The 12,531-nt window shown below is 71.4% G+C and carries 9 protein-coding genes; 7 read left to right on the top strand and 2 right to left on the bottom strand.

Annotated features, from left to right (window positions below; all coding sequences use genetic code 11):
• Positions 1–166 precede the first annotated feature (166 nt).
• Positions 167–586, bottom strand: a complete 420-nt coding sequence (locus ABEA10_RS27560) for a RidA family protein (protein WP_329246688.1) — start codon at positions 584–586, stop codon at positions 167–169.
• A gap of 115 nt (positions 587–701) precedes the next feature.
• Here ABEA10_RS27560 and ABEA10_RS27555 point away from each other — a divergent pair, with 115 nt between their 5' ends.
• The 6 genes from ABEA10_RS27555 to ABEA10_RS27530 all read left to right on the top strand — a co-directional run bounded on the left by ABEA10_RS27555 (position 702) and on the right by ABEA10_RS27530 (position 7,970).
• Positions 702–1,184 carry a cupin domain-containing protein gene (locus tag ABEA10_RS27555; RefSeq protein WP_329246686.1) on the top strand — a complete coding sequence of 161 codons (483 nt, stop codon included), beginning with the start codon at positions 702–704 and terminating at the stop codon, positions 1,182–1,184.
• On the top strand, positions 1,181–2,086 hold the full coding sequence (locus ABEA10_RS27550) for an acyl-CoA thioesterase (protein ID WP_345468872.1): 906 nt from the start codon (positions 1,181–1,183) through the stop codon (positions 2,084–2,086). The genes ABEA10_RS27555 and ABEA10_RS27550 overlap by 4 nt, the downstream gene beginning before the upstream one ends.
• A 38-nt stretch (positions 2,087–2,124) precedes the next feature.
• A complete protein-coding gene (locus ABEA10_RS27545) occupies positions 2,125–3,813 on the top strand; it encodes an AMP-binding protein (RefSeq protein ID WP_345468871.1) in 1,689 nt (562 codons plus the stop codon).
• Complete coding sequence (locus tag ABEA10_RS27540) at positions 3,810–6,191, top strand: bifunctional salicylyl-CoA 5-hydroxylase/oxidoreductase (protein ID WP_345468870.1); 2,382 nt, start codon at positions 3,810–3,812, stop codon at positions 6,189–6,191. Before ABEA10_RS27545 ends, ABEA10_RS27540 begins: the two co-directional genes overlap by 4 nt.
• Positions 6,192–6,273: 82 nt before the next feature.
• The gene (locus ABEA10_RS27535) at positions 6,274–7,137 is read left to right on the top strand and encodes a PaaX family transcriptional regulator (RefSeq protein ID WP_345468868.1); all 864 of its coding nucleotides are present in this window, start codon (positions 6,274–6,276) and stop codon (positions 7,135–7,137) included.
• Between the two features lie 248 nt (positions 7,138–7,385).
• Entirely contained in the window at positions 7,386–7,970 is a 585-nt protein-coding gene (locus tag ABEA10_RS27530; protein WP_345468867.1) for a DUF4189 domain-containing protein, read from the top strand.
• A gap of 289 nt (positions 7,971–8,259) precedes the next feature.
• Here the strand turns inward: ABEA10_RS27530 and ABEA10_RS27525 are convergent, their stop codons facing one another.
• Positions 8,260–10,863 carry a DUF4132 domain-containing protein gene (locus tag ABEA10_RS27525; protein WP_345468865.1) on the bottom strand — a complete coding sequence of 868 codons (2,604 nt, stop codon included), beginning with the start codon at positions 10,861–10,863 and terminating at the stop codon, positions 8,260–8,262.
• Positions 10,864–11,063: 200 nt separating this feature from the next.
• Between ABEA10_RS27525 and ABEA10_RS27520 the strand changes: the two genes are divergently transcribed.
• Positions 11,064–12,518 carry a sulfatase family protein gene (locus tag ABEA10_RS27520; RefSeq protein ID WP_345468864.1) on the top strand — a complete coding sequence of 485 codons (1,455 nt, stop codon included), beginning with the start codon at positions 11,064–11,066 and terminating at the stop codon, positions 12,516–12,518.
• The last annotated feature ends 13 nt before the right edge of the window (positions 12,519–12,531 follow it).

Here is a 12,531-nt window from a genome sequence, read left to right as displayed (position 1 = left end):
TCGGCGGCCGCATCCGACTCGACAGCCCCCGCGGCACCGGGACGAACCTACGCGCGGAATTCCCGCTGACGAACGCCAACAACGACGTCACCTCTCCGTAGCCCGGACGCGTGGATCGCGGGCCAGGCGTCGACGCCGGCGGGCAGGTCCCGTTCGCCCCGGGGGTTCACCGGCCCGGCGTGCGGAGCCGGTGTTCGGGGATGACGGCCACGCCGAGGATCTCGATCATCGCCTCGGGCTGCCACAGGGCGGTGCAGCCGATGCCGGCCATGGCCGGGTACACCGGGCCGGCGAGCTCCCGCCAGACCCGGCCGATCTCCTTCCCGTGGGCCTGGTAGCCGGGGATGTCGGTGAGGTAGAGGGTCACGCTGACCAGGTCCTCCGGCTCACCTCCGGCCTCTCGGAGCGTGGTCAGCAGGTTGCCGAACGCCTGCCGGAACTGCTCGACGATGCCGCCCGGAACGATCTTCATCTCGGCGTCGAGAGCGGTCTGCCCGCCGAGGTAGAGCGTGTTGCCCACGAGGGTTCCGTGCGAGTAACCGCGCGGATCCGGGAGCGCGGCCGGGTTCACGGCGACGGGAGTCATCGGGCCTCCTGTTCGGCTGGCGAGATATATGGAGATTACTTGACGGTCGTTAAAAACACGAGATACAACGAAGTTGTGGCGCCCTGACCCGCGCACACCGGAACGGAGCAGATCCATGGAGCCTGACCTCAGCAAATACCGACTCGAGGGCGACAACTCGATGTACCGGCTGCCCAGCGGTCTCGTCGCTCCGGTCGTGACCCGCGGCGGTGGCGAGGACGCCAACACGGCCGACTCGGGCGGAGCGATCCGGATCTCGGGGGTCAGCATCCAGCACACCCCGGCCACCAGGCTCTGGTTCGGCAAGGTCAGCAACGAACCCGGCTACCGCTCGGTCACCCACCACCACGGCGAGGCCGAGACCGGCGGCTACGTTCTGTCGGGCCGGGCGCGGATCTACTTCGGCGAGAAGTTCGAGGACTACGTCGACATGGAGGAAGGCGACTGGGTCTTCGTGCCGCCGTTCATGCCGCACATCGAGTGCAACCTCTCGCGCGTCAAGCCGCTGACCTGGATGACCACCCGGACGCCGGAGAACATCGTGGTCAACCTGCCCGACGTCGCCGACGCGGACCTGCGCGACTGGCTGGACCGATGAAGACCCAGACCCTCGGGACCTCGGAGATCTTCACCTCCGCGGTCACGCTGACGCCGGAGGCGCCCGAGCGTTTCGACCTGGCCTTCACCGCGATGACGCAGCCCTGCCCGTGGCCCAAGGCGTACGGCGGAGACCTGGTCGCCCAGGCCGCCGCGGCGGCCATGCGGTCGGTGACCGACGGCAAGACGCTCCACTCGATGCACAGCTACTTCCTGCGTCCCGCCGACATCGGCGCGGCGGTGCGGTACGAGGTGGAGCTGCTGAGGGACGGCCGCGGCTACAGCACCCGGCAGGTGCGCGCCTACCAGAACGACAAGCCGATCTACGTGTGCCTGGCCGGCTTCGCCGCGGGGGAGCCCGGCGGCAGCTTCCTGGCCGAGCTCACCGAGCCCGTCCCCGACCCCGACGACCTGCCCAGCTCGGCGGCGTACCTGGCCGGGCGCGACGGGGGCTCGATGACCGAGCGGTCGAAGGAGTACTGGTCCGGCGGCCGGAGCTTCGACATGCGGCACGTGCCCGGCCCGGTCTACCTCACCGTCGAGGGCGAGCCGGTGCCGCACCAGGCCGTGTGGGTGAAGCCCTTCGACCCGCTCCGGCCGGTCGCGGGGCTGACCGACGCCCAGCGGGACCTGGCCGCGCTCGCCTACGTCTGCGACTACACGATTCTCGAGCCCGTCCTCCGGGTGCTCGACCTGGCCTGGGCCCGGCCGGAGCTCGTCACCGCCAGCCTCGATCACGCCATGTGGTTCCACCGCCCCGGACCGGTCGAGGGCTGGCTCCTCTATGTCCAGGAAGCGGTCGCCGCCGAGGCGGGCCGCGGCGTGGGGCTCGGCCGGTTCTTCACGCCCGACCGGCGCCACCTGGCCACGGTCGTCCAGGAGGGCATGATCCGCCTCGTTTGACCCGCGGCGCCCGTCCGCGGCTATCGGAAGGACTTCCGTTGCTTTCCTCCCCATCAGCGCACCGGGACACCTTCACGCGCGACCACCTGCCCCCGGCGGACCTGTGGCCGACGATCGAGTTCACCACTCCGGATCTGCGATACCCGGAGCGGCTCAACGCCGCCACCGAACTCATCGACGTCCCCGCCTCGACGTTCGGGGCCGACCGCCCGGCGCTGCGTACGCCGGGCGGGGAGACCTGGACCTACGGCGAGCTCCGGACCCGGGCCGACCAGGTCGCCCAGGTGCTGACCGAGGATCTCGGCCTGCTCCCCGGTCAGCGCGTCATGCTCCGCTCGCCCAACAATCCGTGGACGGTCGCGGCGTGGCTCGGTGTGCTCAAGGCCGGTGGCGTCGTCGTGACCACCATGGCCGCCCTGCGCGCCCGCGAGCTCACCCCGATCGCCGAACGGACGCGGCCCTCGATCGCGCTGGTCGACCACCGCTTCGCCGGTGACGTGTACACCGTCAGAGACACCGCGCTGCCGTCGCTGAAGGTCATGGAGTACGGCGGCGCCGGCCCCGACGACCTCCTCGCTCGCGCGGCGGCGAAGTCCGGTGAGTTCACCGACGTGGAGACCTCCGCCGACGACGTGGCGCTCCTCGGGCCGACGTCGGGCAGCACCGGTGTCCCGAAGATCACCATGCACTTCCACCGGGACATCCTGTCCATCGACAGCACCTTCTCCCGCCACGTGCTGAAGCCGGCCGCCGACGACCTGTTCGCCTGCACCGCCCCTCTCGCCTTCACGTTCGGGCTCGGCATGCTCGCGGTCTTCCCGCTGCGGGCCGGAGCCTGCTCTCTGCTGACCGAGACCGCGCCCCCGCTCCAGCTGGCGGAGATCGTCGAGCGGGAGGGGGTCACCGTCCTCGCCACCGCGCCCACCGCGTACCGGGCGATCCTCCGCGAGGGAAGGGAACATCTGCTCGCGGGGCTGCGGGCCGGAGTGTCGGCCGGGGAGCACATGCCCCGCGGCGTCTGGGAGCAGCTGCGGGACCGGATCGGGCTGAGGGTCATCGACGGCATCGGCGCCACCGAGATGCTGCACATCTTCATCTCGGCCGCCGGCGACGAGATCCGTCCCGGCGCCACCGGGAAGCCGGTGCCGGGCTTCCGCGCCACCATCCTGGGCCCCGACGGGTCCGAACTCGGGCCGGGAGAGCCGGGACGGCTGGGAGTCATCGGCCCGGTCGGCTGCCGCTACCTCGACGACGCGCGCCAGGCGTCGTACGTCGTGAACGGCTGGAACGTCACCGGCGACATCTTCTCCCGGGACGAGGACGGCTACTTCTACTACCACTCCCGCAGCGACAACATGATCGTCTCGTCCGGCTACAACATCGGCGGACCCGAGGTCGAGGCCGCCATCGACACGCACCCCGACGTGCTGGAGTCGGCCGTCGTCGCTCGCCCCGACGCCGAGCGAGGCTCGGTCGTCTGCGCCTTCGTCGTCCTCCGCGAGGGCGTGACCGGCGACGCGGCCAAGGCCCAGGAGATCCAGCGCCACGTCAAGCAGTTGCTGGCGCCGTACAAATACCCGCGCGACGTGCGGTTCCGCGACTCCCTGCCCCGCAACGCCAGCGGCAAGCTGCAGCACTTCGCGCTCCGCAGGCTCGTCGAGGCCGAACACGCCGCCGAGCCGGCGGCCGAGGCCTCTACGGCCGTCCGACGAGAGGAGCTCGCGTGAAGGTCGCGATCGCCGGCGGCGGCCCGGGTGGCCTCTACTTCGCCGCTCTCATGAAGCAGCTCGACCCGGCCCACGACATCACCGTCTGGGAGCGCAACGCGCCCGACGACACGTTCGGCTTCGGCGTGGTGTTCTCCGACGAGACGCTCGGCGGCATCGAGAACGCCGACCTCGGCATCGCCGAGGCCATGGCGCGCCGGTTCGCCCGATGGACCGACATCGACATCCACTTCCGTGGACAGAGTCACACCGTCGGCGGTCAGGGCTTCGCGGCGATGAGCCGCAGAGAACTCCTCGACCTGCTGCGGCAGCGCTGCCACGCCCTCGGGGTCGTCGTGCACTTCTCGACGCCCGCCCCCGACGTCGAGGCACTCCGCGCGTCGCACGACCTGGTGGTCGGGGCCGACGGCGTCAACTCCTCGACACGGGCGGCCTACGCGGAGGTGTTCCGCCCGGCGCTGGACCGGCGGCTCAGCAAGTACATGTGGCTGGGCACGGACCGGGTCTTCGAGGCGTTCCAGTTCTTCATCAAGGAGACGGAGTGGGGGACCATGCAGGTCCACGGTTACCCCTACTCCGAGAGCGGCTCGACCTTCATCGTGGAGATGCACGAGGACGTCTGGCGCCGGGCCGGCTTCCACGCGAGCGAAGGAGCCGAGTTCCCGCCGGGCACCTCCGACGAGCAGGCCATCGCGAGAATCGGGGAGATCTTCGCCGGAGAACTCGCCGGCCACCGGCTGTTCGCCAACAACTCCAAGTGGCTCAACTTCGTCACCGTGCGCAACGAGCGGTGGCACCACGGGAACATCGTCCTCGTCGGCGACGCCGCGCACACCGCGCACTTCTCGATCGGGTCGGGCACCAAGCTGGCGATGGAGGACGCGCTCGCCCTCGCCGCCTGCCTGCACGAGCAGCCGGACGTCGAGTCGGCGCTGACGGCCTACGAGGCGGAACGGCGGCCGGTCGTCGAGTCCACCCAGCGCGCCGCCCAGGCATCGCTGGAGTGGTTCGAGAACATCGGCATGTACGTCCACCAGGAGCCGACGCAGTTCTGCTTCAACCTGCTCACCCGGTCACGCCGCATCACCTACGAGAACCTGCGGACCCGCGACCCGGAGTTCGCCGACCGCGTCGACGCCGCGTTCGCCGCGGCCCAGGGGCTGGAGAGCGGCACGCCCGCGATGTTCCAGCCCTTCCGGCTCGGCCGGCTGGAGCTGAAGAACCGGGTCATCGTGTCGCCGATGGACATGTACTCCGCCGTGGACGGCGTGCCGGGCGACTTCCACCTCGTCCACCTCGGCTCCAAGGCGATGGGCGGGGCCGGGCTGGTGATGACGGAGATGGTCTGCGTCTCGCCCGAGGGCCGCATCACCCCGGGCTGCACCGGCCTGTGGACCGACGGGCAACGCGACTCCTGGGCGAGGATCGTGTCCTTCGTCCACGAGCGGAGCACCGCGCGCATCGGCCTCCAACTCGGCCACTCGGGCCGGAAGGGTTCCACCCGGCTCATGTGGGAGGGCATGGACGACCCGCTGCCGACGGGCAACTGGGAGGTCGTCGGCCCTTCACCGGTGCCGTACGGCGCCGGCTCGGCGATGCCGCGCGAGATGACCCGCGCCGACATGGACCGGGTCCTCGCCGACTTCGTCGCGGCGGCGCGGCGCGGCGCGGAGGCAGGGTTCGACCTGCTCGAAGTCCACTGCGCGCACGGCTATCTGCTCTCCTCCTTCCTCTCGCCGGTCGCGAACCGCCGCACCGATGAGTACGGCGGCTCCCTGGAGAACCGGCTGCGGTTCCCCCTCGAGGTGTTCGACGCCGTTCGCGCCGTCTGGCCGGCCGAGCGGCCCATGAGCGTACGGATCTCGGCGACCGACTGGCTCCCGGACGGCAACACCGAGCATGACGCGGTGGAGATCGCCCGCGCCTTCATCGCCCACGGGGCGGACGCGATCGACGTCTCGTCCGGCCAGGTCGCCAAGGACGAGCGCCCCGCGTTCGGCCGCTCCTACCAGACACCCTTCGCGGACCGGATCCGCCACGAGGTCGCCGCGGCCACCGGCACGGCGGTCATCGCCGTGGGCGCCATCGCGTCCTACGACGACGTCAACTCGATCCTGCTGGCCGGCCGCGCCGACCTGTGCGCCCTCGGGCGTACCCACCTATATGACCCGCACTGGACCCTGCACGCGGCGGCCGAGCAGGAGTACCAGGGGGCCGCCGCGGACTGGCCGGACCCGTTCCGTGCGGGCAGCCGCAAGCCGCCGACCTCACGCACCGACGCCGTACGACCTCGTCTCTCCCTGCTGCGGGCCGAGGAGTCCGACCAGGAGGTCCACCTCCGATGGACGCCCTCCCACGAGTCGATCCCGGTCTCCTGAGACGGCGGGCGCCGGTGCGGAGCCCCCGCCGAGGTGGCCCGGCGTTTCGTGGTCTCGACGCAGCGTCACGTAGGGTGCGGGCATGACGGCAGAGCTCCAGTCGAACTCCGATTCCGTGAGCGGCCGGAACACTCGCCTCGCTCAGTTCATCATCACGATCTTCGGCCTGTACGCCCGCGCCGAGGGCAACTGGCTGTCGGTCGCGTCCGTGGTGGAGCTGATGGCGGATCTCGGGATGGAGGGGCAGGCCGTACGGTCCTCGGTCTCCCGCCTGAAGCGTCGTGGCGTGCTCCACGGCGAACGCCGCGCGGGTGTGGCCGGCTACACCCTCGACACCCCGACGCTGCAGGTGCTCGCCGAGGGCGACGTACGCATCTTCGAGCGCACCCGGGCGTCCGTGGAGGACGGCTGGATCGTCGTCGTGTTCAACGTGCCCGAGGCCGAACGCCAGAAGCGCCACGCGCTGCGGTCGAGCCTGACCCGCCTGGGCTTCGGCACCGCCGCGCCCGGCGTGTGGGTCGCGCCGGGCAACCTGGCGGCGGAGACGAGCCAGACCCTGGAGCGCCAGGAGCTGTCCGCGTACGTCGACATCTTCGCGGGCCACCACTTCGCCTACGGGGACCTGGCCGCGAAGGTCCGCACGTGGTGGGACCTCGTCGAGCTCACCTCGCTGTACGAGGACTTCCTGGGGCGCTACCGCCCCATCCTGGAGCGGACGTCGGCCGAGGGCACGACTCCGCGGGAGGCGTTCCAGATCTATGTGCCGATGCTCACCCTGTGGCGGCGGCTGCCCTACCGCGACCCCGGCCTTCCCCTGTCGCTGCTGCCTCCGGAATGGAAGGGAATGACCGCGGGCGCGCTTTTCGACGAGCTGAACGACGTGCTGCGGCCCTTGGCGCAGGAACACGCTCTGGCGGTGATCCACGGAGAGAATCCATCCGGCTGAGCTCTCCCGCTCCCATCGATCCGGAACCAATCCGCCGGAAATGGCGTCCTAATTCTGCTTCACAGCGATGAGGCAAACGCTACGATCTTCCGGACATTGACGCATTTGGGGAGTGGGTCACCGTGCAACCCCCGCAGCCGCCCTACGGCGGCCAGCCGCCCTACGGCGGCCAGCCGCCCGCGTACGGGCCTCCGCCTCCGCCCGGCCCGCCGGGTGGGCCGATGCCGCCCGGTCCGCCAGGGGGGCCGATGCCGCCGGGCCCGCCGGGATGGGGTCCGCCGGGGCCGCCCGGGCCGCGGAAGCCGAACAACGGCAACGCGGCGGTCATCATCATCATCGCGGTCGTCGTGGTGCTGGTCGGCGGCGGTGCCCTCCTGTGGTGGGGGTTCGACGTCGGTTCGTCGGGGGGCAGGCGGACGGTCGCGGCGCCCACGTTGCCGGACCTGCCGACGCCCCCGACCTTCAGCCCGCCGGCGCTGCCCAGCACAACGCCGTTCTCTCCGCCGGACGACACGTATTCTCCGCCGGAGGACACCTACTCTCCGCCGGCGCAGCACTGGGGTGCCATCGCCGTGGCGCACGACGGCAGCGTCGGCAAGTCCTGGGACTACAGTTCGGAGTCCGCCGCGGAGAAGCGAGCGCTGAGGGAGTGCCCCCGCACCGGCTGCAAGGTCCTCGTGTCCTTCGTCAACAGCTGCGGTGCCGTCGCGTTCAACCCCCACACCAACAGGTACTGGGGCGGTCGCGGCTCCACAAAGGCCGCGGCCGAGAAGGACGCCATCTCCAACGCGGGCGGCGGCCACTGGATCACCTGGGTCTGCACCACGCGGTAGGGGAGCCGGAGATGGTCGGCCGGTCGCCGCTGAGGGCGTTCCGGAGGGGCTCCTGGCCTGTCGGCACGGGCCCCGTCCGGCTGACCCGCACCGGTGCCGGCCTGGTCACTCGGGCGGGCCGATGAGCTCCGGGGGGAGTCCGGTGCGGGCCCTTTCCGCCCAGGGACGGGCGCCGACCTGATCGGTGGCGGCCTGCTCGTCACCGGTGGCGGTCGTCCGTGCGGCCGGACGTGTCTGCCCCCGCTCTTCCGTGCGCCCACAACGGCGAGGGGCTCAGGCCCGTGGCGTGTCAGGAGGCGCTGCGGACGAGGTCGTGGACGGCCTCGCTCATCGTGACCGGATCGACCTCGCCGAGCGGCACCGTGTCCTTCGGCGAGTGCCCCGGCGCCGGGCCCGCCCACAGGGCGTTGATCTTCTGGTCCTCGCCTTCCCCGTACATGTAGTAGTAGAGGCCGGGGCTCAGGCCCGCCACGACGTAGAGACCCGCCGGGTCGCGCCGGGCGAGCCATCCGCCCGCGAACTCGCCGCGGGCGTCCAGCGACTCCCAGCGCCCCTGGGAGTGGCCCTTGGCCTTGCCGTAGGGGAGCACCAGGCCCTCCACCCGGGCGAGCCGATGCGCGCCGCGCTCGTCGTCCGTGAGCCGGTAGAAGGGGCGTCCGAGCTGTTCGAACGGCTGCAGGATCTCGTAGTCGGCGAACAGCTCCACCCAGGCGGCGAGGTCGTCCTCCAGCAGGATCGGGTGGGCGATGCCGATGCGGGCGTCCGGCGCCGGGGTGAACAGGTCGTCGTCGACGCCGGCGTAGGTGTGGTCCTCGGCGACGCGGAACGAGGTGCCGTCGTCGGTGATCCACACCAGGCGGCGGACGATGTGCCCGAGCAGCGGGTGGGTGACGAACAGGGCGTGGAAGTCGTCCGGCGTCCAGCTCCGCCGCGAGATCATGGCCAGCTCGAGGCGCTTGATCTCCTGATCGGCGATCGTCCGCACGTCCTTCTTCAGCCCGGTGAACAGGGCGTGCGCGGCCGAGGCCAGGGCGGGATCGTCCTTGGGACCGGGCTTGGGCGCGCTCTTGCGGACCTTGCCGTTCGGCTCCACGACCAGCGGCGCGAGCTGCTGGTCGAAGGTCACGGTGAACCGGCGTGGGCCGTAGTCGAGGACGAGGGTGCCCTGGGCGTCCAGGCCGAAGTCCGGGACGGCGCGGTCGGCCAGGTCATCCGGCGTGATGCCGCGTGCGGCGGCGATCTCGTCGATCTTCTGGACCGCCTTGCCCTTGAGCCCCTTGTACTTGCCTCGGCGGGCCAGCTCGAACAGGTGGGTGAGGGCGACGTCGGAGCCGATCGCGGCCAGGACGTCCAGCGCGGCGACGGCCCGGCCGGCGGCGCTCTCGCCGGGCCAGGCTCTGATCAGCGGGCTGAGCCGCCGCACCGTCGTGTCGTCGCCGATCAGGCCGAGCTGCGCCAGCGCCCAGTTGTGCCGGCTGGGCGAGCCGAGCGCGTACCACCGCTGGAACAGCGCCCAGGAGAACTCGGCCAGCGAGTGCCGGTCACAGAACGCGCGGACGGCGGCGACCTCGGGGGCCTTCTTCGCGAGCAGGTGCAGGAGGCACTTGGTGGCGCTCGCGGGCAGGGCCCGGTCGCGGTCACGCGTGAGGATCCGCGGAAGCAGCGCCGGGTCGGCCCAGTCCACCTTCGCGCTGCGGGCGGGCCTGCCGGTGAGGACGTCGGGCAGTTCTTCGCCGTCGGGGACGGCCGGTCGCGGCAGGAACGCCTCGACGGCTCCCGGCGGCAGCGCCTCGGCCAGGCTGGGCTCGGCGTACAGCAGTCCGCGCAGCAGCCCGGCCGCCCGGAGGCCCAGGGTCGTGCCGTTGTCGGCCTGCGGCGCCAGCGCCCGGAGCGCGTGGAGCGGGTGCCGCTCGGCCGCCTCCTGCAGGGCGGCGGGCCCGCCCTTGTCGCCGATGCGGTCGAGCAGGGTGGGGAAGATCCGCTCGTCCGGGACCTCCAGGATGGCCCTCCGTACGGTCGGGCGCGTCTCGTAGGCGTTGGAGTAGGGATACCTGAGCGCCTGGTCCAGCAGTGGAAGAGCGTCCGCGCCCAGCCCGTCGAGCAGCGTTCCGAGCACGGCGGGGGCCGGCGGTATCCAGCCGATCCGCTCGACGTGCGCGGCGCTGGACAGGGAGCAGACCACGTGTTCGTGGTCGAGGACCCGCGCGCTGGAGGGGTCGTTCAACGACTCGTCCATCCAGGCCGTCTCGGTCGGGAGGAGGTAGGACGCGGTGCAGCGCCTCAGGTCGTCGCCGCGATGCGCCGACACCCGCGCGACCGCGTCGCGGTATTCGTCCTCGGGAGCCTCCGCCAGCAGCGCGCGGAGCCGCTTGGCCACCGCGTCCACGGCGATCCACCTGCTCACGGTGACGTGGTCGTCGTGGGTCGTGCGCCGGATCTCGCCGCGCCACCCACGGGGCCCCGGGCCGGCGTGGGCGACGAGCTCGATGATGCCGGTGCCGCGTGTCACCCGTCGCGGCGGCGGGCCGAGCGTGATGGAGGACGCCTCGGTGACCGCACAGGCGGCGAAGGCGAGCCCGTGGTCCAGCACCCAGGCGTCCAGGAAGGCCGCGCCCTCGATGCCCTGAAGATGCTTGATCGCGACGGTGGCGACGGCCGCCGCGCCCACCGGGTCGGGCTCGCCGTCCAGCCACGCGCGTACGGCCTTGCCGAGCCCGGGGACGGTGCGCTCGTGCTCCAGCATCTCCTCGGCGATCGGGCGCGCCGCACGCTCCCACTCGCGCGCCCTCGGCGCGGCGTCCTCGTCCAGGACGACCTCCGGCCCGGCGACACCGCCCCGCCGAGGATGGATGTGCTCGCGCCACTCGACCGGAACGCTCACCGTCTCGACCATGGCACCGCAACCTAGCGGCCACGGCCGACACTTCCGTCAGGGTGCGGGAAGCCGGCGCGACGGTACGTTCGCGGGCCGAGAACGGAAACGCGAACCGGCGCGGGGATGAACAATGCCCGCACTCTGGCGAGGGGGGTGTTTCGAGGCGATCGCATGCGCTTGGCTGGCCCCTCGTGCTCTGCTTCCGGCCTGCGCTCCGTATGATCGCGATCTGTCTGCTCCTGGCGTTGATGGGGTGTGCCGCTCATCGTCACCCGGCTCACGAGGCCGGGGGCCGTACGCCCTCGCGGGCGGAGCAGCCGAACATCGTGTTCGTACTCACCGACGACCTGTCCACGGACCTGCTCTCGTACATGCCGAACGTACGGCGGCTGCAGCAGGAGGGCCGGTCCTTCACCAACTACTTCGTCACCGACTCGTTCTGCTGTCCGTCCCGGTCGTCCATCTTCACCGGGCAGTTCCCGCACGACACCGGCATCTATACGAACAGCGGGCCGAACGGCGGTTTCGCCAAGTTCACCCGGACCGGCAAGGACCGCCAGACGTTCGCGGTCGCGCTGCGGGCGAACGGCTACCGCACCGCGATGATGGGCAAGTACCTCAACGGCTACGACAAGACCCCCTATGTGCCGCCCGGCTGGAGCCAGTGGGACGGCGTGGGCACCGGCGGCTATGGCGGATACCACTACGTCCTCAACGAGAACGGCGGCCTGAGCACCGGCGGCACCTCACCCACCGACTACCTCACCGATGTGCTGTCCGCGAAGGGCACCGCGTTCATCGACCGGTCGGCGGCGGCACGCACGCCGTTCCTGCTGGAGATCGCCTCCTTCGCGCCGCACCTGCCGTCGACTCCGGCGCCACGCGACGCCCACCGCTTCCTGGACGCCCGGGCCCCGCGCGGACCGGCGTTCAACGAGCGCGACATCGCCGACAAGCCGCGGTGGCTGCGGAGCTATCGCCGCCTCGGGCACGCCCGGCTCGCCGAGATCGACCGCCAGTACGTCCGCCGGGTCCAGTCGGTGCAGGCGGTCGACCGCATGGTCGGCCGGCTTCGGTCCACCCTCCAGGCGCGCGGCCTGGCCAAGAACACGTACTTCGTGTTCAGCTCCGACAACGGCTACCACATGGGCGAACACCGGCTCATGCCGGGCAAGACCACCGCCTTCGACACCGACATCCGGGTGCCGCTCATCGTCGTCGGCCCCTCCGTACGGGGTAGCACCGACGCCACGCTGGCCGAGAACACGGACCTGGCACCGACGTTCGAAGAACTCACCGGGACGCAGGTCCCGGCGTCGGTGGACGGCCGGAGCCTGGTCCCCCTCCTGCGCGGCGAACGCGACACCGGTGCGCCCGACGCGATCCTGGTCGAACACCACGGGCCCAGCCTGGCCAAGGACGATCCCGACCGCCCCGGGCCCGCCGGTGGAAACCCGCCCTCCTACACCGCGATCCGGACTCTGGACGCGCTCTACGTCGAGTACAAGGACGGCGACCGGGAGTACTACGACCTGCGCACCGACCCGTACGAACTCGACAACACGGTGGCGACCCTGCCACCGGCGCGACTCGCCCAGCTCCAGCGGACGCTCCACAACCTGCGTACCTGCCACGGCAGCCGCCGCTGCTCCGCCGCAGCCCGCCTCAACTGATCAGCCGGGGCGC

This window comes from Actinoallomurus oryzae (assembly GCF_039541955.1).
Taxonomy (GTDB): Bacteria; Actinomycetota; Actinomycetes; order Streptosporangiales; family Streptosporangiaceae; genus Actinoallomurus; species Actinoallomurus oryzae.
The sequence above is the reverse complement of the archived record's forward strand: the minus strand, read 5'-3'. Positions and strand labels throughout refer to the sequence as shown.